This window comes from Pseudomonas sp. P4_B4 (assembly GCF_056402255.1).
In genome coordinates this window covers 305827-329510 of the sequence record NZ_JBFUHS010000006.1, presented here as the reverse complement: position 1 = coordinate 329510, position 23684 = coordinate 305827, and the positions used below count along the sequence as shown (strand labels likewise).

The window sequence follows — 23684 nt, the reverse complement described above, 5'->3', positions numbered from 1 at the left end:
GGTGGGAACGCCGCAACAAGTGGCCSATCGGATTGAGGAGCACGCCCGAATTTCCGGCACCAGTGGCTACATGCTCAACCCGCTGATCAGCCCAGGCAGCCTCGAAGACTTTGTTGAACTGGTCATTCCTGAACTGCAAAAGCGTGGCTTGTATCGTACTGAACCACAGAGCGGTACTTTCCGTTCGCGGTTACGGGACGATGGCGCTAACCATTTACCGGATTCTGCCTACGGCGCCTCATTCCGCTTTGATAAAGGTTTTCAGGACGGGGCATTTTGAAAAAAAGGGGCTCTCCAGGGCGCCCCTTTATTGAGCAAATGTCCTGATCAAAAGTATTTGAGCCATCTGATATCGCGACGGCGTGCCTTCAATTCCGCGAACCAGCGCACGGGTAAATACAGGGATAAAGCCAAGAGCACCGCCGTCAGCCACACAGCCCCAATGCTGTCGTAACCGAAAAAATTGCCTTGGTTCAATCCGAACAACGCCACGCTGACCAAATACAGCGCCTTGAGTACGTAAAGGTGGAGCAAGTAGAAGAACATCGGCGCCGCGCCAAAGACTGCCAATACATTGACCCACTTGCGTTGTTGAGCCCGTTCCAGGGCACGAAGCAGTAACAGGCCCATGCCCAAGGTCAGCGAAAGGAACAGCAGGGAGGGTGGGTATTTCGTAATGTTGAAGCAGCTCATGAGGGTTTGCGTGATGCCTTCATGGGCGACCCAATGCGCCTCGCCATAACCATTGACGGCTCGCAGTGCGACAAATCCGATCAGTGTCCCGGCCCCTGCAAGCAGCAGAGTACGTTGACGCTCTGCGGCCAAAATCTGGCCAGCAAACCAGGGGCCGATGCTGTACCCAAGAGCGATCACACCGATCCACGGCAGTACAGGATACGAGGTGCGCAGACGCAAGCCGTCGGAGAAATCGATCCAGCCGCGATCATGCAGAATCGCCCAAGGTATATGCATGGGCGAGCCTGTCGCGAAGTGCACATTATCCAGCAGGTTGTGCCCGGCCACGATCACCAGGCCCAGGCAGCACAGAATGGGCCTGGGTAACCAGACCAGTCCGGCCAGGGCAATCATGCAGATGCCAATGGCCCAAATCACTTGCATGTAAATCGCCGTAGGCGGGAACTGAAATGTCCAGGCGAAATTCACCAGGGTGAACTCCAGCAGTACCAGGAACAGACCGCGCTTGAATAAAAAGGCTGACACATCGCCCTTGCCCTGGTGCTTTTGGCCATACAGGTAAGCGGAAAGTCCGGTGAGCAGTATGAAAACCGGCGCACACAAATGGGCAAGTGTGCGGCTGAAAAATAGCGCTGGCTCAGTGGAGCCGATGTCCATCGGGTCTGCTACCTGACGGTGCAAAAAGAACGTTTCGCGCACGTGATCCAACAGCATAAGGAGGATTACCAATCCCCTCAGGGCATCGATGGACAGCAGGCGTTGGTTCAAGCGTGTGATGGGTGGGATGTGAGTAGAAGTTGTCATCGAATGTCGCAAGCTGGGAATGGATGGCTCTGCCAGTGGCGACTGACAGTGCACGCTTGCATTAGTTATAACATAACAAATCAACCAAGGGCGACCGCCTGATTGCGTTGATAGCTGTCTACAGAGACGCCTTCAACTCAAGGAATGCGTCCCGCAATCGAGCGTCGCCTGAGTTCGGCCTGAACTCCTTGAACTGTTTAATGGAGCATCAGCCTGGGAACTGATCCCCAAACATAGGGTACCCGCCGGCGGAACCGTCACGTGTGGCCTCGTCCTGAATCACATCCCAGTGTTCGACCATCACGCCGTCCTCAAGGCGCAGGATATCGACCACGACCCAGTTCGCCGGCTGGCCGATGCCAGTGAAGCGACCGTGCAACATGACGAAGTCGCCTTCAGCGACTGCCAGTTGGCATTCGTAACGCAAATCGGGCGCTCCTGCGGCGACCAGTTCGAACAGACCCTCGCGACCAGGGGGTACATGGGCACTGTGCTGGATATAGGAGGGCGACCAGTAGCGTTCGGCCGCAGCCAGATCCTTGCGATTGAACAGGGTTGCGAAGCCTTCGAGGACGATGGCCTTGTTCTCGGCGGGGGTGAGTGAAGTCATGGTCGGTTTCCTGCTAACAAAGTAAAGGGGAGGGCGGCTGTAGGGCCGCCCAATATCGCCTTGTGGACTCAGCCGAAAGCCGGTCCGTTTGCAATCATGTCGTTGAACGCGTTCACCCAGGCGTGCTCGTTCGGACCAGGATTGGCGCGCATGGCTTCAGCGGGCGCGACCAGGATTTCGTCCACGCCGCTCTCGAATTGCGCCATGGCGCCGGCAATGAACTGGTCGAGGGGAATGGCGCGCTCTTCCTCGCTGCTGTCGAGCAACTCGGTGCGTACCCAGGGTGGTGCGATCTCGACCAGTTGTACGCCGTGTTCGCGCAGCAGATAGCGCTGTGACAAGGTGTAGGAGTGCAGCGCTGCCTTGGTCGCCGAATAGACCGCCGTCACGGCCATGGGTACGAAGCCGAGTACCGAGGAGACGTTGACGATGACCGCATCCGGCTTGGCCTTCAGATGCTCGACCAGCGCCGAGCTCATGCGGATCGGACCCAGCAGGTTGGTGGTGACGGTCGAGACGGCAAGCTCATCGTCCACCGGACCTTCTGCATGATCGAGCAGCATGATCCCGGCATTGTTGATCAGCACGTTGAGCTCAGGATAATTGGCGATGAGGTGCTGCGCTGCTGCCTGGATGCTGGCCGTGTCGTTGATGTCGAGCTCGATGGCGGCCATGCCGGGGTTGGCGTCGAGCGTCTGCTGCAGTCGCTCCTTGCGGCGTCCGGAGATGATCACTTGATTGCCCAGCTTGTGGAAGGCTTCGGCCAGGCCTTGACCGATGCCGGAGCCGCCGCCAGTGATGAAGATCGTGTTGCCAGTCATGCGCATGAGGGATTTCCTTGAACGAAAAAGTCAGGGCGTCCGCCACGCTGCGAGGTCGATCAGCTCGACCGCTGCGTCGCGGGGTATGGCGCTAAATTGGCAGCTTCGGCGGGAACGGAGTAGACGCTGTGGCCGGCTATCTTCTATGCGTCGGATGCATAAGCACCGCCGGCATCGTCAAGCAGGCTGGCGACAAGATGTTCGATCAGGGCGCGGCCGGCCCTGCGGGTTCGCGAGCCGTGGGGGAAGTAGGCATGCACAGGTACGGATTCGGTTTTCCAATCGGTGAGCAGCGCGACGAGTTCACCGCTTTCAAGCTCCCGCCGGCACGCCCAGGCCGTTGTCGAGGTGATCCCCAAGCCGGCAGTTGCCGCCGCGACAGCGCCCTCGTTTTCGTCGGTCGAGAAGTGCGCCTCGAGCTGAATCGTCCTGGTCTCGCCATCGCGTTTGAACATCCATCCACTTGGGACTGTCGAGGCTGGACCGGCGATGATTCGATGTGATTGCAGGTCTTCAGGCGTAGTTGGCTCCCCAGCGGCGCGCAAGTAGGACGGTGAGGCGAGAATGTATCTGGAGATCGTCATGATCTGACGGCTTGTTGCACTGGAATCCACCAGCCGTCCCAACCTTATCGCTACATCGATATTTTCGCGCACCAGATCCTGCCAATGATCGGCAAGCAGGACCTGGATATGCAGGTTGGGGTGTATCGCCGCGAACGGCGCTATGCGCGGAATGATTTCCCTTACAGCGATGCTCGTTGGCATGCTGATCCGCACGACCCCGCGCAGCTCCTGGCCCCCGCGAACGCTTTGCTCGGCTTCTTCCACCGCGGCGAGGATAGGTTCCATGCGCGAGAGAAAGTCCGCCCCTGCCTCGGTCGGTACGACGGCACGTGTCGATCTCGCCAGCAGCAGGGTGCCGAGATCGGTTTCGAGCTCGGCGACAATCCTGGAGACCTGGGGTTGAGAAAGACCCACTTCGCGTGCCGCAGCCGAAAAGCTGCCCAGTCGCGCCACCCTTGTGAAAAGCCTGTAGGAGAAAAGGTCCTTCATGGGTTAGCTCCATCCAACAGTCAGAATGCACCCGCTGGCAGAAGCTACGGTGAAACGGGCAGTAAGCTGGCGCATCGCTGCTTGGGTGAGTGTTTTTTTTGAGGGTAGGTAGCTGGGGCACTATGACCCCAGCTACCAGTGGTGCAAATGATCACGCAACTTCGGTATGGAAAGGATAGTCCGTGTAACCCACTTCCGTGCCGCCGAAGAACGACTCGCGGTCGTACGGGTTCAGCGGCCAGCCATTGCGCAGGCGCTCGGGCAAGTCAGGGTTGGCGATGAAGTGGCGGCCGAACGCGACCAGGTCTGCATCGCCGGCCTCAAGGATCGCGTTGGCCGATTCACCGGAGAAACCGCCCGCCGCGATCAGGGTGCCCTTGTAGTGCTGGCGGATGAGTTGGGACGCCACCGGATTCTGATCCCGGCGCTCGTCTTCGGCGACACCCAGGATGCGCGGCTCGATCAGGTGCAGATAGGCGAGGTCCAGCTTGTTCAGCTCGCGCGCGACATAGGTGAACAGGCCAATGGGGTCGCTGTCGGACATGTCGCCGAAATTGCCGCTCGGCCCCAGACGCACCGCCACCCGATTGCTGCCCCAGACGGAGATCACCGCCTTTACCGCTTCGAGCAGGAAACGGCTGCGGTTCTCGAACGAGCCACCGTAGATATCCGTACGTTTGTTGCTGCCGTCCTGGAGGAATTGATCGAACAGGTAGCCGTTGGCCGAGTGCAACTCCACGCCGTCGAATCCGGCTGCGATACCGCGTTCGGCCGCGGCGCGGAAGCTCTCCACCAGCCCGCGGATTTCCGCGATGGTCAGTTCGCGCGGCGGGCTGCCGGGGGTCCAGCCGGTCTCGGTGAAGGCGAGGCCGCCGTGGTCCACGACGGAAGGGGCCACCGGCTGGGCGCCGCCCGGCTGCAGGAGGCTATTGGACTGGCGCCCCGCATGATAGAGCTGCAGAAAGATTTTGCCGCCCTTGGCATGAACCGCATCGGTCACGAGCTTCCAGCCGGCGATCTGGCTGTCGTCATACAAACCGGGAGCACCGAGGTAGCCATTGCCATTGGCTGCGGCGATAGTCGCTTCGCCGATCAACAGGCCACCGGCGGTGGTACGCTGGGCGTAGTACTCGGCCATCAACTGGCCAGGGATGGCGCCCGGCTCGGCACGCATACGGGTAAGTGGCGCCAGAACGACGCGATGGGAAATCTGGTGTGGACCTATCTGGATGCTCGTATGCAGTTTGGACATGACAACGATACCTATCAGTGGTGGGATGGGGCCAATGTAGGCGTAAAGTTCGCGGAGAAAAATATCCCGCGATGCCGAACATTTCGGATGTTTTTTCCGTAATCCCGCCTTGTTGGTGGGGTTCTATCGGAGCAGGCAGGAAAAGTGATGGAAAGTCTGAATGGCATCTCGATGTTCGTGCAGGTTGCCGAAACGCGCAGCTTTACCGAGTCCGCCCGCCAGTTGGGGGTGTCATCCTCGACCGTGGGCAAAACCATTGCGCGGATGGAGGAGCGCTTGCATGTGCGGCTGTTTCATCGCAGCACACGCAGCATCACGCTGACGGCCGAGGGGACCCTGTTCCTTGAGCGCTGCCGCCGCATCCTCAGCGAGGTCACCGCTGCCGAGTCCGAGCTGTCAGGCCTGGCTGGCAGTCCACGGGGGCGACTTCGCGTGGGCACTCCGCTACTGGGCGACCTGATGATGCCGGCCTTTGACGGGTTCATGGAGCAGTATCCGGAAGTCGAACTGGATATCGATTTTTGCGACCGCATGGTCGATGTGATCGAGGAGGGGTTCGACGCGGTGATTCGCACCGGCGAGCAAACCGATTCTCGCTTAACTGCGCGTCGCCTGGGTTCCTGCGCACATGTGCTGGTGGCGTCGCCGACGTATCTCAAGCGGCATGGTGTACCCACTTATCCGCGTGAACTGGAACGCCATTCATGCCTGCAGCACAAGTTCCCCGCGACGGGAAAGCTGGAGCGTTGGCCGCTGCGGCTCGAAGCCTCCGAGGCTGAATTGGTGCTGCCCGCCACGATGACGTCGAACACGATCGAGCCTCTTGCCTACTCCGCAATCCAGGGCAGGGGGATTGCTTTTCTGCCTGCTTTCCTGGTACGCGAAGCGTTGGAAAGCGGCCAGCTGGTCACAGTGCTGGACGACTACATAGACCGCCAGGTCGTCTTCTGGATGCTGTGGCCAGCCAACCGTTATGCCTCGCCCAAGTTGCGCGTATTCATTGACTACATGAGTGCGCACTTGCGCATCTGATCGTTTACGCCTGCAGCTTCAGGCGCACGCCGTCGCGGTTGGAGATTTCGATGGCATCGATCAATTCGTGCATGCGCATGGCATCCGCCATGGTAGGTGCAACGTGGGTGCCGTCGCGCACATCCCTGGCGTAGGCGGCATACAGGTTGGCCAGTTCCTGCTGGCTGCCGCCCAGGTCATTCTCCGGCAGCCAGTTGTAACTCGACGGCACCGTGAGTGTATGCATGGGTTGCGAGTCGCCCTGGGCCGCTTCGATGGTATTGAAGTGGTCGCCAAAACTGGTGGTGTTCCAGATCTTGAGATCGCCCTGGGTGCCGGTCAGGTCCAACTGTATGCCATGGTTGTTGCGTTTCCCCGCTTCGATATGGACCGTCAGCACAGCCCCGTTGGAGAAGGTACCGTTGACCAGGATCTGGTCAGCCGTTGTGTGTTTCAGTACCTCGCCTGTCTCGATCAGCGTCACTTCCGGGAACTGGTTTACAGTCAGAGCACTGATGCTCTGCGGATGGCCCAGCATGCTGAACACCGCATCGAAATAGTGACCGCCATAGATGGAAAGCAGGCTGGAGAAGTTCTCCGGCGGGATGGTGAAGTACAGGGCGGCGATGCGTTCGCGCTGGAAATATTCGACGCTCAGATGCAACCGTACTGAACGCAGTTCCCCGATGTAGCCATCCTTTAACAGGTCGCGTACATAGCGATAATCCGGGTTCAGTCGACGCTGCAGTCCGACGATATGCCGAACGCCAGCTTTCTCGGCAAGTTCCATCAGTTCCTGCGACACGGCCTTGCTGGGCGTCAGCGGCCATTCGCAGTACACATCTTTGCCGGCGGCGATGGCCGCGCGTACGGTGGCCTCGTGCTGTGGGGCCGTGTTGAGCACGAGCACCAGATCCACTTCCGGATGGTTGACCAGAGCCTCCACGGAATCGAGGGCAAAGCGGATGCCGTGGCGCAGTGCCAACCCGGCGGCTTTTTCCGGACTGCGACTGTGGACTGCCGTCAGCTCATAGTCGGGAAGCAACTGGAGGGCGGGCAAGTGGCCGTACTCGGCCCAATTACCGACGCCAATGAGACCCACTCGAATTTTTGATGACAGGGTCATGGAAGCTCCTGAGCCTGGTTTGAAGGGAAAGGTTGCGTTGTCGGGCGGGACAAGAAGCCCGGTCACCCAGTGTAGGAAGAGATGCAGTCGGGAAAAATGCGCCAGAGATCCGAACACTTCGGACGCTGGTGTCCGCAATACTGCGCATCAGGGCTGCACTATGTCTCGGAGAGAGGCCGGTTGTTTCGCTTTCAGGATCTCTCCTGTTTTGAGAAGCAAACCGGCCATACGCGGTTCTGATGCAAACGTTAAACGGTCACCACGATCTTTCCGATCTGCTGGTTGGTTTCAAGAAAACGGTGCGCTTCTTGGATGCTATCCAGTGTAAAGGTCTTGGCAATGATCGGCCGCAGCGCGCCCGATTCGAGTCCATTCAGGATGAACGCCTTGGCCCGCGACAAGGTCGCCGGGTCGGAAACGATTTCAGAATAGAGGTAGCCCTTGAGGGTCAGGCTTTTACCCAACACGGTGAACAATGGGAATGGCGTGGGCTCCGGGCTCAACGCACCATACTCGAGCAGGATACCGCCCTTGGCCATGCTCTGGGTGAGAGGTACGAAGGAGGGGCCGCCTATGGGATCGAAAACGACACGGGCACCCAATCCGCCGGTCAGCGCCATTGTCGCTTCAACAATATCCTCTTCCTCGCTGACAATGACGTGTGCAGCACCTGCATCCAGCAACGCCTGTTTCTTTGCCCGGGTGCGGGTAATGGCGACTGCGGTGGCGCCCACCATTCTGGCAATCTGAAAGGCAGCCAAGCCGACGCTGCTGGAAGCTGCGGTAACCAGAACACAATCACCTTTTTGCAGTTTTGCCTGCTCGACCAATGCGCCCCACGCTGTAACGTACTGCATCCAGGAGGCCGCGGCCTGTTCAAAAGACAGGTTTTCGGGATGCTTGACAGTGAGGTTGGCGGGCACGTTCGCCAATTCGCCATAAGTGCCCCAGCGTGCAATGTCCAGTGGCGGAATGACGCTGACAACATCGCCTGCCTTGAAGTCAGTGACGCCGGTACCGACCGCGACGACAACGCCGGCGGCTTCATACCCCAGACGACTTGGAAATTCTGCCTCTTGCAGGTAGGCATTGTTGCGGAACATCACTTCCGCCCGGTTCAGCCCTATGGCTTTTACTTCAATTTGCACCTCGTCCGATCCTGGAGCAGGCACATCGACTGCTTCCAGCTTCAAGACGCTTGCGTCACCGTACTCATGGATTCTGACAATGCGGGCCATCGTTACCTCTGTTGTAATCAAGGGGCCGGGGTGAATGCCGACCTGATTTGAGTGAAAGCCGGGACCCAGGGAATGCTCCGCTTTATGAGCGTGCCTGAGTCATGGCAATCGAATATAGGCTTTGGCCCCCTCTCGGATAAAGGACTAGGATGGCGCAACACTAGAAACAATGGGTTTCCAATGGATCGTCTCACCCAGATGGCCACATTCGTCAAAGCGGTACAACTCGGTTCCTTCAGTGCGGCGGCGGACGATCTCAATCTATCCCCGCAACTGGTAGGTAAACAGGTGAAAATGCTCGAACAGCATTTGGGGGTGTCGCTGCTTAACCGAACGACTCGCAAACAAAGCCTCACCGAATTTGGTCGCGCGTTCTATCCACGGGCAAAGATGATCCTTGCCGATATGGACGCTGCAGAAAGCATGGCTGCCGTGACGCGGGGGGTTCCAAGCGGTCGACTGAGAATTAACGCGCCAGTCACATACGGTATGCGTACGCTGTCGCCGCGCCTGCTGGAGTACATGGTCAAGTATCCGCAGGTCTCGGTGGACCTGACGTTATCAAACGAGATCGTAGACCTCGTCGAAGACGGCTATGACGCAGTGTTTCGGGTAGGTGAGCTTTCGGACAGCGGTTTGAAAGCGTTGCCATTGAGACCCTACCAGATGGTGCTCTGTGCTGCGCCGTCCTATCTGGCGCGCCGGCCTCGCATTACTACACCCTGGGATCTGCAACAGCACGAATGCCTGGGCTTTGCGTATTCCGACGGGCGCTCGCACTGGAGTTTCGACGGGAAAGAAGGGCGTATAGACGTGCCAATTACAAGCAGATTGACGATTAATCAGGGCGATCCGCTACTCGCAGCCGCCGTCGCTGGATTGGGTGTGATGCTTCAGCCATTGGAACTGGTCAAGGATGCACTGAGGGATGGGACGTTGGTCAGTCTATTGTCTCACTACGAGGTGCCGGTCTCACCCATGAACCTTCTATATGCGCCTGACCGTCGGTTGACTCCCAAGCTGCGAAGCTTTCTGGACTTTGCCAGTGCTGCGTTTGGCCCAAATCCATGATCGATCTGCACCTTCGAGCCCTTGAGCCCGATATCGCTCACTGCCTTTCGAGCAAGTGCTCCAGAAACAATCCCGCCGCAACCGACAACGCCTCTCGCGACCTCACGCACACGCTGAGTTCGCGGGTGGCCCACGGCTCATCCAGCCTGATCGCCTTCGCACCGTCCATTTTGTAAATCGCCGCGCTCCCCTCGGGCATGATGCCTATGCCCAGGCCGGCCTGAACCATCAGGCATAGCGCGTCGTAGCTGGAGACTTCCATGCGAATTTTCAGCGAACGCCCCAGGTCGTTGGCCGCCTTGATCAACTGAAAGTTGAGATGAGTACCACTGCGCAAGGCAATGTATTCGTGATCCAGGGTTTCGCTGAATTTGACGGAGCCGCGTGTCGCCAGCGGATGCCCAAGGGGAACCAATAACACCAATCGATCGGTACGAAACGGGAAAACCTCGATATCGGCACCGTGCGGAAGACGGGTGAAGATGCCAATGTCTGTGCGATTTTCGGACACCGCCTTGGTGATGGCCAGGCTTTGCTTTTCTTCGAGGCTGATGTTGATCAGTGGGTACAGTTCCATGAACGACTTGATCAGGCCCGGGAGGAATTGGGTGATGGCGGAAATATTGGCCAGGACATGCACCGAGCCACGGCGGCCGTGGGAGTAGTCACGCATCTGCACCACGATTTCATTGAGGTTGTTCAATGCACTGCGCGCCATGAACAGTAGCGACAGACCGGCATCGGTCGGGGCGATGCCTTTGTTGGTGCGGTTGAGCAGTTTCGAGTCGAGCAGTTCTTCCAGCTCGCTGAGCCGTTTGCTGACCGCCGCCGCGGCGATGTGTTCGCGCTTGGCGGCGGCAGCAATGGTGCCTTCTTCAACGACACTGACAAAGAGTCGCAACGAGACCGGGTCGAGTTTCATGGGAAGTACCGGTTTGGCCTGAATGGCCAGCATAGTACTTCCTCCGGCATTGGCTCAGAACGCCCCGGACAACAGATGGCCGGCGTTGGGCACTTGCGCCTTGAGGCCAAGGGTTTTCAACATTTGGTAAACGGTGGCGATCGATGCCGACAGCACCGGTTTGTCGAGACGATCCTGGACAAGCTGGATCGCGGGTAGCGACGGCATTTGCACGCAGCAGGACAACACCACGCCATCGGCCTGGCCTATGTTCAGCTTGTCGGCGTGAGCCAGCAGATTCATCGGGTCCAGACGCCCGACTTCGTGGTTGTCGGAAACCTCCAGGCTGATGGAGTCGACCACTTCGATTCCGGCCGCTTCGATGTAGTCGATGACCTGCCGGGTCAGCGGCTTCATGTACGGCGTGATGATCGAGACTTTCTTGTAGTCGAGCATGTGCAGGCTATCGATCAGCGCACCGGCGGAGCTGAGTACCGGAGCGGTCGATTGATTGGAGGCCACGGTTTTACTCAGGCGATCCTGCGAGACTTGGTGATAGCCCGCGCCTTGGCACATGATCGCCACCAGGCAGGCATAGGCCATGACATCCACTCGCGCATCGCTCAGTTCCAGCGCGCAACGGTCGCTGTCGATGTCCATCTTTTTCAGCTCTTCGGGGCTGACGTGCATCATGCGCATGCGCGAGGAGTGAAAGGTAAAATGCTCTTCGGGAAACAGTTCGTAGCGCGAAGTCAGCATGGCCGGGATTTCGGTTTCCATCGTCGTGTTGGAGCTGGGTACGATTTGGCCGATGCGAAAATTTTTCATGGATTTTTCCTTTGAACGGTCGGGTCAGTTGCCGCTGGTGAGTTGAACGCCTTTGGTTTCCTGCAGCGTGAACACCATGACGGCGGCGATGACGTAGGAAACGGAGGCAAGGGAAATGGTGGCGGTGAAGCCGATGAGCGGGATCAGCACCGGGACCAGCTTGATGCCGGCGATGGCGCCGACCCGGCCGAAGTTGAAACAGAAACCCGACGCGGTAGAACGGATGCTGGTCGGGAACAACTCCGAGTACCAGGCGCCGAACCCGCTGAAATAACCGGTGAAGAAGCCCAGCAGTGCGGCCAACGAACCGAGGGCGATGACGTTCTGGGTGGTGAACAGCAGCTTGCCGTCGGTCAATGGCATCAAGGTCGCCGAGTAGGCAAACACCGGCACCATGATTGCCATGCCGCCAAAAAACACCGCGAACGACAAGCGACGACCGATGCTTTCGGCCAGGTAGCCGTAGGCCAGGTAACCGATGGTGGCGCCGATGCCGATCCAGATGACAAACACCGGAGCCTGATCGATGCGCACGTTCAGAATGCTCTGCAGGTAAGCCGGCATGAAGGTGGTGATGATCCAGTAGCCGTACATGCCCAGTACCGAAATGCTCAGGCCCAGCAAGGTCACTTTCAGATACTGCGGACGGAAGATTTCCATCAGCCGGCCTTTGTCGGCGTTACGGCGCATGAACTCGCGGTTGGCCAGCCACACCGGCGATTCCTTGACGAACAGCCAGATGAACACCAGGGTGAAATACGCCGGGATCGAGGCATAGATGAACAAGTTTCTCCAGGATTCAGGATTCCCGCCATCGAGGAACGTCCAGGCGAAAATCGCTGCCAGCAGACCACCACCCGACCAGCCGGTCTGCATCACCGCAAAGGCCTTGGCGCGACCGGCCGCAGGCCAGATCTCCGACACCAGTGCCGCCGCGGCGGACCACAAGCCACCGACGGCGATGCCCACGCAGAAGCGGAATACATTGAGCTGCCACAGGCTGTCGGCAAAAGCACAGAGCAAGGTGCCGGTGCCATAGACGAAAACCGACAGCATCATGGTTTTCTTGCGGCCGATCTTGTCGGAAATGTTGCCGAGGAAGAAACCACCGATGCCGGTGGCCAGCAGAAACCAGGCAACCGTGGAGACCACATCGCCCAGACCGACGGCGAAGGTCTTGGCGACCGCCAGGAGGACAAAGCCAAAGATGGTGGCATCCAGCGCGTCAAACAGCCAGGCGGCCCAGGAGCCCCCCAACGTCACGTAACGCTGGTTGGCGCTCAGTTGACCGACTCCGTCGACGACAGAAGCTTGCGCCGTGGAACTGACGGCTAGGGTTTTCATGGTTCAACCTCGCGGGTTTGCGTTTTTATTCTTGGAGCCCGTGTGCCGAAAGGTGATCGGCACCGGAGTGGTCATGTGCGACCGATGTTAGGAGAGGTAAAAGCGGTTCGTATATCAGCCATTCACGAGCCTGCCATCGCGGGTGGCGATGACAGTGGGGAGGTGCAGGAGCATCTGCTGTGCCTTTTGCACCGGCAGTGCTGTTGTGGGCATCACACGACTTGTTTTTTCTGCGCGGCGAAAGCCGTGTTAAAAAATGTTATTGGTAAAAAATACTTCACATAATCTGATCACTGGTAGATGATCTCCATCAGCCGGTATGACAATCTGATAACACGACAAAAACAGGATTGCCTTGATGTTCGATGAGATCCCGACTCACGTCCTGAATCACAGCGCCCCTCAGCAGGCTTATCCGCGTGGTGCTGATTCTGTCTACCGCTGCCCTATTCACAACGCGGCCAACGTCTGCGCCTTGCAGGCGTGGAAGCAATCGCTGCTTTTCTCTGGAGTACCCCATGAATAACAAGAATGTCGGTGTGGTCGGTCTGGGCGCGATGGGGCTGGGCATTGCCCGCTCGTTGTTGCGCAGCGGTTTTAATGTGCATGCCTGTGATGTGCGCACTGCCGTAACAGAGCAGTTCGCCGGGGAGGGCGGTGTGGCTTGCCTGTCACCGTCGCACATGGCCGCCGAGTGTGACGTGATCATTACCGTGGTGGTCAACGCCGAGCAGACCGAGACCGTATTGTTTGGTGAGGGTGGTGCCGTGGCCGCTCTGCGGCCGGGCAGCCTGGTGATCGGCTGCGCCACAGTCGCTCCGACTTACGCGGTGGACCTGGGCCAGCGCCTGGCCGCGTTGGGCCTGCTGTATCTGGATGCACCGATTTCCGGTGGCGCGGCCAAGGCTGCCGCTGGTGAGATGACCATGATGACCTCGGGCCCGGCCGACGCCTACGCCAAGGCTGAGTCGATCCTGGCTGGCATGGCCGGCAAGGTGTATCGCCTGGGTGACGTCCATGGCCTGGGTTCGAAGGTCAAGATCATCAATCAACTGCTGGCTGGGGTACATATTGCCGCCTCTGCCGAAGCCATGGCGCTGGGCCTGCGTGAAGGGGTCGATGCCGATGCACTGTATGAGGTGATCACCCACAGCGCCGGTAATTCCTGGATGTTCGAAAACCGCGTTCCGCACATTCTAAAGGCTGACTACACGCCGTTGTCCGCGGTGGATATTTTCGTCAAGGACCTGGGCCTGGTGCTGGATACCGCCCGGGCCAGCAAATTCCCGCTGCCGCTGTCGGCCACCGCCCACCAGATGTTCATGCAGGCGTCCAGTGCCGGCTTCGGTCGTGAGGACGACTCGGCGGTGATCAAGATTTTCCCGGGCATCGAATTGCCGACTGCCAAGCCTGAGCCTGTTTGAGGAACACCCCATGACTACCTCCACCGCACGCCCGCTACTGGGCTGCATCGCCGACGATTTCACCGGCGCCACGGACCTTGCCAACATGCTGGTACGCGGCGGTATGCGCACCGTGCAAAGCATTGGCATTCCGAGCGCAGAAGTGGCTGCCGGGCTTGATGCCGATGCGATCGTCATTGCCTTGAAGTCGCGTACCACGCCGGTCGCCGAAGCAGTCGAGCAGTCCCTCGCCGCGCTGGCCTGGCTGCGCGAACAAGGCTGCGAGCAGATTTTTTTCAAGTATTGCTCGACGTTCGACTCCACCGCGGCCGGCAATATCGGCCAGGTCAGCGAAGCACTGCTGGCCGCACTGGGTAGCGACTTTACCCTTGCGTGCCCGGCATTCCCGGAGAATGGCCGGACGATCTTTCGCGGCCACCTGTTTGTGCAGGATCAACTGCTCAGCGAGTCGGGCATGCAGAACCACCCGTTGACGCCGATGACCGATGCCAACCTGGTGCGCGTCCTGCAATCGCAGACCCGTCTGAATGTCGGCCTGTTGCGCTACGACACGATTGCCCGTGGCGCTGAGCAGGTGCGTGCGCGAATCGCCGAGCTGAGGGCTCAAGGTGTCGGCATGGCCATCGCTGATGCCTTGTCGGACAGCGATCTGTATACCCTCGGTGCCGCCTGCGCCGATCTGCCGCTGTTGACGGGTGGTTCTGGGCTGGCCCTGGGCCTGCCGGAAAACTTCCGTCGCGCCGGCAAGTTGCGCGACCTCGACGCCTCGAAACTTCCGGCGGTGTCCGGCGGGGAAGTGGTGTTGGCCGGTAGTGCTTCGATCGCCACCAATGGACAAGTGGCCGCCTGGCTCGAAGCCGGCCGGCCAGCTTTGCGGATTGATCCGTTGGCCTTGGCGGCGGGGGAACCGGTGGTGGCGCAAGCCTTGGCCTTCGCCCGTGATAACGAGCAAACCGTATTGATCTACGCCACCAGTTCACCGGAAGAGGTCAAGTTGGTGCAACAGCAACTGGGCGTCGAGCAGGCCGGTAGCCTGGTGGAAAACGCCTTTGGCGAAATTGCCCACGGCTTGCTCCAGAATGGTGTGCGCCGCTTCGTGATCGCCGGCGGAGAAACCTCAGGTGCTGTGGTCCAGGCGTTGGGTGTGCAGTTGCTACAGATCGGCGCGCAGATTGATCCGGGTGTACCGGCGACGGTCAGCAGTACCGAGGAACCTTTGGCGCTGGCACTCAAGTCGGGCAACTTCGGTGGCCGGGATTTCTTCAGTAAAGCCTTGAACCAACTCGCCCAGGTCGGAGATGCGCAATGAGTAACGAGAACGCCCTGCGCGAAGAAATCTGTGAGGTCGGCCGCAGCCTTTATGAGCGCGGTTATACCGTCGGCAGCGCCGGCAATATCAGCGCGCGCCTGGATGACGGCTGGTTGATCACGCCGACGGATGTGTGCCTCGGGCGCCTCGATCCGGCAACCATCGCCAAGGTCAATCTGGCCGGCGAATGGGTGTCCGGTGACAAGCCTTCAAAGACTCTGGCGTTGCATCGCCAGGTCTACGACCGCAACCCGGGCGTCGGTGGTGTGGTGCATACCCATTCCACACACCTTGTGGCGTTGACGCTCGCAGGTGTCTGGCAGGCGAACGACATTCTGCCGCCGTTGACGCCGTATCAGGTCATGAAAGTCGGGCATATCCCGTTGATCGCCTACCAGCGACCCGGCTCGCCGAAGGTTGCCGAACAGGTCGCGCTGCTGGCCAACAGCGTTCGCGGCGTGATGCTCGAACGGCTGGGGCCGGTGGTCTGGGAGAGTTCGGTCTCCAGGGCCAGCTACGCCCTGGAAGAGCTCGAGGAAACCGCGCGGCTCTGGCTGATGAGCAATCCCAAGCCCGATCCTCTCGATCAGGCGGAGCTGGACGAGTTGCGAGAGACATTCGGTGCGCACTGGTAGAGCGCTGATTTTTTAACACGATAGAACATGACAGATAGATAACGCAGGCCCTGTCCGGGAGACGCTCAGCGACTCTCGATGGCCCCGGCTTGCCTAAAAATACAATAACAAGAGGAATTCCAGGCATGACTCGCCTTCACTGTGGCATTTTCAGAAGAATCCTTTCGTTCACCCGGTGTGGAGGGCTTCTGAAATGAGCCCGTTAATCCTGATGATTACCGCTGGGGCAGGCATCGCTCTGTTGTTGTTCCTGGTGCTCAAGTACAAGTTCCAGCCCTTCGTGGCCTTGATGCTGGTGAGCATTCTGGTGGCGCTGGTGGCCGGGGTGAAACCGTCCGACCTGGTCGCCACCATCGAAGGCGGCATGGGCAAGACCCTGGGCCATATCGCGATCATCATTGCCCTGGGCGCGATGATCGGGCGGATCATCGAGCTCTCCGGCGGTGCCGAGGCGCTGGCCAAGACGCTGATCACCCGTTTCGGCAACCGGCGTACGCCCCTGGCATTGACGATTGCCGGCTTCATGGTCGGGGTGCCGGTATTCTTCGAGGTCGGTGTGATCATCCTCATGCCGCTGGCCTATGGTATTGCCCGGCGTGCGCGCAAACCGTTGTTGGTGTTTGCGTTGCCGATGTGTGCTGCGTTGTTGACCGTACACGCCTTTCTGCCGCCGCACCCAGGTGCAGTGGCCGCTGCCAGCCAATTGGGCGCGGACCTGGGCCGCGTGCTCATGTTCGGGTTGCCGATCACCGCGTTCCTTTGCTATGTCGGTTACCGCGTGGCCGGGCGCATGACCCGTCGGGCGTACCCGATGACCGACGATATTCGTGCCGAGGTCTATGGTCCGCATGTCACCAACGAGGATCTGGCTGCCTGGTCCAATGGCAATGACATCAACGCTGAGCGAGCGGCTGAAGCCGTATCACACATGGGCCTGGAAGAGTCGACCAGCAGCATCGTTTCCAAATTGCCGCCGGCCCCCGCACCGGGTTTTGGCCTGATCGTCAGCCTGATCCTGTTGCCGATCATTCTGATTCTGCTGGGGACTCTGTCTACCTCGTTGCTGCCTGCCGAATCGACTCTGCGCGGCATCATGACCGTGCTCGGTGCGCCGCTGGTGGCGCTGCTGATCGACACCTTGCTGTGTGCCTGGTTGCTGGGTTCGCGTCGGGGCTGGAGCCGCACTCAGGTGTCCGACGTGATCGGTTCGGCCTTGCCTGGTGTCGCCATGGTGATTCTGATTGCCGGTGCCGGCGGTGTGTTCGGCAAGGTGCTGGTGGATACCGGAATCGGTGCCGTGGTCTCCGACATGCTGCGCACCACCGGTCTGCCGGTGCTGGCCCTGGGCTTTCTGCTGACCATGCTGTTGCGCGCGGTGCAGGGCTCGACCACGGTGGCGCTGGTGACCACTGCCGGCATCATCAGCCCGCTGATTGCGACCCTCGATCTCACCCCGAACCACATGGCTCTGCTGTGCCTGGCCATGGGCGGTGGCGGGTTGGCCATGTCCCATATCAATGACGCCGGTTACTGGATCTTCACCAAGCTGTCAGGCCTGAACGTGGCCGACGGTCTGCGCACCTGGACGGTGATGACCACCTTGCTCGGCACCTTGGGTTTCTGTATTACCCTGCTGATCTGGCCCTTTGTCTAACCCTTTATCTCAGGAGCTACCATGCCTCGTTTTGCAGCCAACCTCAGCATGCTCTACCCGGAACATGAGTTTCTGGATCGCTTCGCCGCCGCTGCCTCTGACGGTTTCGAAGCGGTGGAGTATCTGTTCCCCTACGACTACCGCGCTGAAGAACTCAAGCAACGCTTGAGCGACAACGGCCTGGTGCAGGCACTGTTCAACGCGCCGCCCGGTGATTGGGCTGCGGGGGAGCGGGGCACGGTGTCGTTGCCCGGTCGGGAGGGTGAATTCCGTAGCGGTTTTGATCGCGCTCTGGATTACGCCGGTGTGCTGGGCAATTCGCGCATCCATGTCATGGCCGGGCTGTTGCCGTCGGAAAGCGATCGCCCACGGCATCACGGCGTGTACCTGGAAAACCTCGCCTACGCCACCGCCCAGGCGGCCAAGGCAGGCGTCACCGTATTGCTCGAACCGATCAATACACGAGACATGCCAGGCTTTTTCCTCAACCGCCAGGATCAGGCCCAGGCCATCTGCAAGGAAGTGGGCGCCAGTAACCTGAAGGTTCAGTTCGACTGCTACCACTGCCAAATCGTCGAGGGCGACCTGGCGACCAAACTGCGTCGCGACTTCGATGGTATCGGCCATATCCAGATCGCCGGCGTGCCTGACCGGCATGAACCGGACCTGGGGGAAGTCAATTATCCCTATCTGTTCGAGCTGATCGACCAATTGGGTTATGACGGCTGGATAGGGTGCGAATATCGGCCACGGGGCAATACGTCTGCCGGCCTGCAGTGGTTGCGCGACTGGAAAGCGCGCCAGGCGCTATAGAGGAGGGCGGCGACGGGCTCCGCTGGATGCAGGAGCCCGTCGTTTCACGCCGGTGTACTGTCAGCCGGCAGCAACAGTTCGACACCCTGCTTGCGGATGCCATCGGCCGCCGCAGGGGTCAATGCGTCGTCACTGAGGATGATGTCGAACTGCTCGAGCCCGGCGATCCTGTACATGCTGAAGGTGCCGTATTTCGAACTGCTGGCCACCAGCACCACTTGCGAAGCCGATTGCATCGCGGCTTGCTTGACCTCAACCTTCAGCGCCGAAGGGGTGGTGAGGCCGCGACGCAAATCCCATGAACTGGTGGATATGAACGCGATATCGGTGACGATCTGACGCAAGGTGGCAACCGCCAGACTACCCACGCACGATTGATTGGAGTGATCCAGCTGCCCGCCGGTATGAATCACCGTGACATGGGGGGCTTCGATCAGTGCCTGGACAATACCGAAGTCATTAGTCACCACGGTCATGCCGGACAGCGCCTTGATGTAGGGGACGATTTCCAGCGTGCTGGTTCCCGCATCCAGGTAAATCGTCATGTCGGCATGCAATAGCCGGGCGGCGAGCCTGGCCATGGCCTGCTTCTGCGGCAACTCGACCACCGCCTTGATCTGATGGCTGGGCTCACTGTGCAGCTGGCTGGCGATCCGCACTCCACCCGTTACCGAGTAAGCACGACCGTCCTGCTCCAGCAACGCAATGTCGCGGCGTATGGTCATGTGCGAACAGTCGAACATTTCCATCAATTGATGAACGCTCAGCACCTGATGCTTGCGCAACTGTCGCAGCATCAATTCACGGCGCTGTTCAGGGATCATCGGTGCGCCGCTTTCGGCGGCGATGTCCTTTTGACTAGGCATTCGGGCTCCAGAATGAAGAAATCCGCAGACAAGGAAGGCGGGCAACCATAGTAGCGAATCTGCAGCTGGATCAGTAGCGGGATGAGGCATCGAGCTCATTACCCCTACGTAAAACGCCTGTTTCTACCTGTTCATAACCAGAGCTATTAGCTCCCTGGCTACGAACTCCGCGCTTCGCCGGATACACAGGTCTCACCCATTCAGGCGCCCGCTCTATGATGACGCGCGGCACCGGAATCGTTGGCTACATTACACAGCGATCAATCATTCAACACGAAGTACGGATGCTATTGACTCTCCGGCTTCAAGACGTTCCAGCAGACCGGGTTCTGCACGATCACTGGCCAGTGCCTGGTCGATGACTGCGGCAAGTGCCTGACTGCCAAGAATCAGTAAACCGTTATCGTCGCCCAGCACCAGATCACCCGGGCTCACCTGAACCCCGCCGCACTGCACCGGGACATTCAAGCGGCTCTCGGCGTTGCCGTGCAGTTTGGTGGTCAGCAGGCTGGTGCCACGGGCGAAAACGGGCAGTCCGGCTTCGCGCAGTTCAAGGATATCGGTCACCAGGCCATCGACCACGATGGCCCTGGCGCCTCGCGCTTGAGCCGCACAGGCGGTGACCGTGCCGACACAGGCGTGACGTCGATCACCGTTCATGTCGATCACCAGCACGTCGCCGTCTTGCAGGCTTGCCAAGGCGCGGTTGACAGCAATGGCATCGGCGTTGATCACGCTCAGCGTCACGGCGCGACCTACCACTTTGACGGCGCTCAGCATGGAACGAATTTCGCTACTGACAAAGCCGTCTTCAAGCAAATGCCCGAGGGTGGCGAAGCTGACCTGATGGAGCTTTTCAAGCAATTGAGTAGAGGCGTTCATGGCTTACCTCTGCGGCGCGCAATCAATGAGTTCGGCCACGCAATCGATCTCCAGTGCCACCCCCCAGAGTGCCACGCAGACCGTGGTGCGTGCTGGTGGCGCATGACCGAGTACCTCGGTATAGACCCGGTTGAAGGGTTCCAGCTGAGCTGGATCGGTGAGATAGCCGTTAACCTTGATCACGTGATCGAAGTCCGAGCCCGCCGCGATCAGGATCGCTTCCAGGTTGCGCAAGGTCTGGCGCACTTGCTCTTCGAAGCCTTCGGGTTGCTGGTCCAGTCCGCCTGTGGCGGGTATTTGACCGGCAGTGAACACCAGATGGCCGCTGACCACTGCCTGGGAGTAAGGACCGACCGGGCCGATTGTGCCGGGTGCTGCCTGGATGCGTTTCATGTATGAACCTCGCTGAGAATAGAGGCCCGCCGACCCGGCATGGGCRGCGGGCCGGTGAATCAGAACAATGCCAGGGTGTAGCTGACGAACACGCGGTTCTGGTCCTGATTGGCGTCGGCCTCGGAGTGCAGAACGCCATAGCGCCAACCGAAACCCAGGCCTGTGAACGTACCGTCCTGGATCACGTAATCCAGGGCCAGGTCACGCTCCCATTCCTGCTGATCGCTGCCGACAGTGGTCTTGATCTGGCTGCCTTTGAGATAAACCATCGACGCACGAAGGCCCGGTACGCCAGAGGCGGCGAAGTCATAGGCGTATTGGCCGAACCAGGTGCGTTCGCCGGCCCGGTTGAAGCTGGTGAGCATGCGGTCGGTGAACAGATACAGGCTTGCGCCACCGGCCCCTTTGTCCACCAGGGAACCCTGGTTGAGCTGGACGAAGTTGCTGCCATCGGAAACGCTCTGGTAACCGCCGGTCAACCCGTGGCCACCAAGGCTGTAGGTGAAGAGGGCGCTCCAGGTGCGGTTGTCGATTTCACCGGCACCGTTTCGGCTATAGCCACCGACCCGGAAACCGTCGGCCCGCCCGCTGGCCGTGCTGTTGGCGCCGTCAGAAGATGTATCGAAGTAGCGCAGGTCGGTCTTCAACGACTGGCCTTCGCCCAGTGCGAGCACATGCTGCAGCCCGAAAAAGTGCTGGGTGTAGTAGTCCTTGAGATTGGCCAGGTAATACTGGGCGGTCAGGTCTTTAGTGACTTTGTAGTCGGCACCGGCGAAGAGAAACTCGTTGCTCTCCTGACGCCCACCGCTGACCGCCAACCCGGTGCTATCACTGGAGCCACGCCCGGTAGCGTGCTCCAGACGGCCAGCGGTCAAGGTCAGCTTGTCGAGATCGCTGCTGGTAATCTGGCCGCCTTCAAAGGTCTGTGGCAACAGGCGACCGTCGTTCGCGACCAAGATCGGCAGCTTGGGCGTCAGCGTGCCGTAACGCATTTCGGTCTTGTTCAAACGGGCTTTTGCGGTCACGCCCAGGCGGCTCCATTCATCGGCAGCGCCATCACCTTCAGTCGGGATCATCGAGCTGCCGCGATGGCGGCCTTGGCCGCTGTCCAGAGTCAGGCCCACCAGCCCCAGCGCATCGACACCAAACCCCAGGGTGCCGTCGGTAAATCCGGAGGTGTAATTGAGCATGAGTCCCTGCGCCCACTCCTCGGTCTTGCTCTGGCCGGCACTGCCGGGCCGGTCGCGGTAGTCGTTGTTGAAGTAAAAGTTACGCAGACCCAGTGTGGCCTTGCTGTCGCTAATGAAATCGGCTGAAGCGACCTGGCTCAGGGTCAAAAGGCAAGCGCCGGCGCTCATGCCAAAAAGGTGCAGGTTTTTTTCCATGGTGTACGGATCCAGAGGGTGCGTGAATGGCAGCAGGGTCAAGTGCAGGTGGATTTATTCTTGTTGTGGGTCACTTGGTGCTATTCAGCCCGCCCAGCGCTCAAGTCGCGCTTGAAGGTTTCGGTCAGCAGCAACAGGGCAATCAGAGAGATGACCGCAGAGCCGATCAGGTACCAGGCCACTGACGAGCCTTTGCCAGTCATCGCCAGCAGGGCCGTGGTCACGATAGGCGTGGCCGCGCTGCCCAGCAGCCCGGAAAGCATGTAAGCCACCGATAGGCCGGAGTAACGCACACGGGTGCCGAACAGTTCGGCGAGGAAGGTTGCGATGGGCCCGTAGTTGGCGGCGAACGCGGTCATCAACAGGGCATAGCCGAGAAACATCAGCGGCAGCTCGCGAGTATCCATCAGCCAGAACATCGGGAAGGCGACCAGCGCTTCACCGACGATACCGGCGATGATCACCGGCTTGCGGCCGAAGCGGTCAGACAGTGCACCGAAGGCTGGCAAGAGCACGATGCACAGCGCGCAGGAGGCCAGTACCACGCTGAGCATGATGGTGCGACTGAAGCCCAGGGTCTGGGTCCCATAGGTCAGGCCGAAGGCAACGATGATGTTGAAAGATGCGCCGGTCGACATGGTTGCCACGCCGCCGAGCAGGACTTGCTTCCAGTATTTGCTGAAGACTTCGGCCAGCGGCAGCTTGATTTGTGGCTCACAGGTTTTGGCTTTGTGGAACGCAGGGGTCTCGGTGATGTTGAGGCGGATGTACAGGCCCACGGCAATCAGCAGTGCGCTGGCCAGGAACGGGATGCGCCAGCCCCAGGCAAGCATGTCTTCAGCGGGCAGCAGCCAGGCGATCGCCAGGAAGGCCAGGTTGGCAATCATGGTACCGGCCGGCACGCCGATCTGTACCCATGAGCCATACAAGCCACGCTGGTTGGCGGGTGCATGTTCGACGGCCATCAACACCGCACCCCCCCATTCACCGCCCAGGGCCAGGCCCTGAATGATCCGCAGGGTTAAAAGCAGGATCGGTGCCCAGATGCCAATGCTGGCGTAATCCGGTAACAGACCGATGGCAAACGTTGCCGCGCCCATGGTCAATAGCGAAATCAACAGCATCGATTTGCGCCCAAGCTTGTCGCCATAGTGGCCGAACAAGGCAGCCCCGACGATGCGTGCGCCATAAGCCGAAGCAAAGGTGCCGAACGCCAGGAGGGTGCCGATCAAGGCATCGAACGCCGGGAAGAAAATCTTGTTGAACACCAGGGCGGAAGCCGTGGCGAAAACAAACAGGTCGTACCACTCCACCGTAGTGCCAATGACGCTGGCGACGGCGACTTTTTTCATGTTGACGCTGGGTTCGACCGTCGGGGTAGCGGTCTGTATGCACGCGGAGCTGTTCATGCCTTTTTTCTCCAAGTTGAGCGTCGGGCTCAGTGGATTGATTTATTGGATGGCAGTGTGGGTAACGGTGATGCTGTGGCCGGAGATCGGTTTTATTGTTTTTCAGGCGCAAGCAGGCCCTGCCCCTGAGGTCGTGCGAATGACGCGACCTCAGAGG

General features: G+C 59.6%; 23 protein-coding genes and 1 pseudogene. 9 read left to right on the top strand and 15 right to left on the bottom strand.

Annotation, left to right across the window (positions count from 1 at the left end; all coding sequences use genetic code 11):
- Positions 1-280 (top strand): annotated as a pseudogene (locus AC1DVE_RS10265) (LLM class flavin-dependent oxidoreductase); the annotation flags it as partial.
- A 47-nt stretch (positions 281-327) separates the two neighbouring features.
- Here the strand turns inward: AC1DVE_RS10265 and AC1DVE_RS10260 are convergent.
- The 5 genes from AC1DVE_RS10260 to AC1DVE_RS10240 form a co-directional block, all read right to left on the bottom strand.
- Complete coding sequence (locus AC1DVE_RS10260; RefSeq protein ID WP_477783904.1) at positions 328-1500, bottom strand: acetyltransferase domain-containing protein; 1173 nt, start codon at positions 1498-1500, stop codon at positions 328-330.
- A gap of 208 nt (positions 1501-1708) precedes the next feature.
- The gene (locus tag AC1DVE_RS10255) at positions 1709-2110 is read right to left on the bottom strand and encodes a nuclear transport factor 2 family protein (RefSeq protein WP_223458426.1); all 402 of its coding nucleotides are present in this window, start codon (positions 2108-2110) and stop codon (positions 1709-1711) included.
- 68 nt (positions 2111-2178) lie between these two features.
- Positions 2179-2937 carry an SDR family oxidoreductase gene (locus tag AC1DVE_RS10250; protein ID WP_223458425.1) on the bottom strand — a complete coding sequence of 253 codons (759 nt, stop codon included), beginning with the start codon at positions 2935-2937 and terminating at the stop codon, positions 2179-2181.
- A gap of 137 nt (positions 2938-3074) precedes the next feature.
- Entirely contained in the window at positions 3075-3986 is a 912-nt protein-coding gene (locus tag AC1DVE_RS10245) for a LysR family transcriptional regulator (RefSeq protein WP_223458424.1), read from the bottom strand.
- 151 nt (positions 3987-4137) lie between these two features.
- The gene (locus AC1DVE_RS10240; RefSeq protein WP_223458423.1) at positions 4138-5238 is read right to left on the bottom strand and encodes an alkene reductase; all 1101 of its coding nucleotides are present in this window, start codon (positions 5236-5238) and stop codon (positions 4138-4140) included.
- Positions 5239-5385: 147 nt separating this feature from the next.
- Between AC1DVE_RS10240 and AC1DVE_RS10235 the strand changes: the two genes are divergently transcribed.
- The gene (locus AC1DVE_RS10235) at positions 5386-6270 is read left to right on the top strand and encodes a LysR family transcriptional regulator (protein ID WP_223458422.1); all 885 of its coding nucleotides are present in this window, start codon (positions 5386-5388) and stop codon (positions 6268-6270) included.
- Between the two features lie 4 nt (positions 6271-6274).
- Here the strand turns inward: AC1DVE_RS10235 and AC1DVE_RS10230 are convergent, their stop codons facing one another.
- Together AC1DVE_RS10230 and AC1DVE_RS10225 are read right to left on the bottom strand one after the other, a co-directional pair.
- The gene (locus AC1DVE_RS10230) at positions 6275-7375 is read right to left on the bottom strand and encodes a Gfo/Idh/MocA family protein (protein WP_223458421.1); all 1101 of its coding nucleotides are present in this window, start codon (positions 7373-7375) and stop codon (positions 6275-6277) included.
- A 248-nt stretch (positions 7376-7623) separates the two neighbouring features.
- Positions 7624-8613: a zinc-dependent alcohol dehydrogenase family protein gene (locus AC1DVE_RS10225; protein ID WP_223458420.1), complete on the bottom strand. Its 990-nt coding sequence runs from the start codon at positions 8611-8613 to the stop codon at positions 7624-7626.
- A gap of 180 nt (positions 8614-8793) precedes the next feature.
- Between AC1DVE_RS10225 and AC1DVE_RS10220 the strand changes: the two genes are divergently transcribed.
- Positions 8794-9684 carry a LysR family transcriptional regulator gene (locus AC1DVE_RS10220; RefSeq protein WP_223458419.1) on the top strand — a complete coding sequence of 297 codons (891 nt, stop codon included), beginning with the start codon at positions 8794-8796 and terminating at the stop codon, positions 9682-9684.
- A 37-nt stretch (positions 9685-9721) separates the two neighbouring features.
- On the opposite strand, the gene AC1DVE_RS10215 is transcribed toward AC1DVE_RS10220, so the two are convergent.
- From AC1DVE_RS10215 to AC1DVE_RS10205, 3 genes are read right to left on the bottom strand one after another with little or no spacing between them, the layout of a single operon-like run.
- Positions 9722-10639 (bottom strand): LysR family transcriptional regulator, encoded by a 918-nt coding sequence (locus AC1DVE_RS10215; protein WP_223458418.1) that lies wholly within the window; start codon positions 10637-10639, stop codon positions 9722-9724.
- 21 nt (positions 10640-10660) lie between these two features.
- Positions 10661-11413, bottom strand: a complete 753-nt coding sequence (locus tag AC1DVE_RS10210; protein WP_317848738.1) for a maleate cis-trans isomerase family protein — start codon at positions 11411-11413, stop codon at positions 10661-10663.
- 24 nt (positions 11414-11437) lie between these two features.
- Positions 11438-12757, bottom strand: a complete 1320-nt coding sequence (locus tag AC1DVE_RS10205; protein ID WP_223533490.1) for an MFS transporter — start codon at positions 12755-12757, stop codon at positions 11438-11440.
- A gap of 358 nt (positions 12758-13115) precedes the next feature.
- Between AC1DVE_RS10205 and AC1DVE_RS10200 the strand changes: the two genes are divergently transcribed.
- From AC1DVE_RS10200 to otnI, 6 genes are all read left to right on the top strand, one after another.
- Entirely contained in the window at positions 13116-13283 is a 168-nt protein-coding gene (locus AC1DVE_RS10200) for a hypothetical protein (protein ID WP_223537422.1), read from the top strand.
- Positions 13276-14181, top strand: coding sequence for an L-threonate dehydrogenase (ltnD, locus tag AC1DVE_RS10195; RefSeq protein ID WP_263287552.1), 906 nt, complete (start codon positions 13276-13278; stop codon positions 14179-14181). Before AC1DVE_RS10200 ends, ltnD begins: the two co-directional genes overlap by 8 nt.
- A 10-nt stretch (positions 14182-14191) precedes the next feature.
- The gene (gene otnK / locus AC1DVE_RS10190) at positions 14192-15490 is read left to right on the top strand and encodes a 3-oxo-tetronate kinase (RefSeq protein ID WP_223533489.1); all 1299 of its coding nucleotides are present in this window, start codon (positions 14192-14194) and stop codon (positions 15488-15490) included.
- Complete coding sequence (gene otnC / locus AC1DVE_RS10185) at positions 15487-16125, top strand: 3-oxo-tetronate 4-phosphate decarboxylase (RefSeq protein WP_477783903.1); 639 nt, start codon at positions 15487-15489, stop codon at positions 16123-16125. Before otnK ends, otnC begins: the two co-directional genes overlap by 4 nt.
- A gap of 193 nt (positions 16126-16318) precedes the next feature.
- A complete protein-coding gene (locus AC1DVE_RS10180; protein WP_223458405.1) occupies positions 16319-17779 on the top strand; it encodes a GntT/GntP/DsdX family permease in 1461 nt (486 codons plus the stop codon).
- 21 nt (positions 17780-17800) lie between these two features.
- On the top strand, positions 17801-18592 hold the full coding sequence (gene otnI, locus AC1DVE_RS10175; RefSeq protein WP_223458403.1) for a 2-oxo-tetronate isomerase: 792 nt from the start codon (positions 17801-17803) through the stop codon (positions 18590-18592).
- Between the two features lie 44 nt (positions 18593-18636).
- Here the strand turns inward: otnI and AC1DVE_RS10170 are convergent, their stop codons facing one another.
- The 5 genes from AC1DVE_RS10170 to AC1DVE_RS10150 form a co-directional block, all read right to left on the bottom strand.
- Positions 18637-19458 carry a DeoR/GlpR family DNA-binding transcription regulator gene (locus AC1DVE_RS10170; RefSeq protein ID WP_223533488.1) on the bottom strand — a complete coding sequence of 274 codons (822 nt, stop codon included), beginning with the start codon at positions 19456-19458 and terminating at the stop codon, positions 18637-18639.
- A gap of 264 nt (positions 19459-19722) precedes the next feature.
- Positions 19723-20340, bottom strand: coding sequence for an RraA family protein (locus AC1DVE_RS10165; protein WP_223533487.1), 618 nt, complete (start codon positions 20338-20340; stop codon positions 19723-19725).
- A 3-nt stretch (positions 20341-20343) separates the two neighbouring features.
- Positions 20344-20733, bottom strand: a complete 390-nt coding sequence (locus AC1DVE_RS10160) for a RidA family protein (RefSeq protein ID WP_007991063.1) — start codon at positions 20731-20733, stop codon at positions 20344-20346.
- 59 nt (positions 20734-20792) lie between these two features.
- Positions 20793-22118 (bottom strand): OprD family porin, encoded by a 1326-nt coding sequence (locus tag AC1DVE_RS10155; RefSeq protein ID WP_223533486.1) that lies wholly within the window; start codon positions 22116-22118, stop codon positions 20793-20795.
- Positions 22119-22198: 80 nt separating this feature from the next.
- Positions 22199-23527 carry an MFS transporter gene (locus AC1DVE_RS10150; RefSeq protein ID WP_223533485.1) on the bottom strand — a complete coding sequence of 443 codons (1329 nt, stop codon included), beginning with the start codon at positions 23525-23527 and terminating at the stop codon, positions 22199-22201.
- Positions 23528-23684 lie beyond the last annotated feature (157 nt).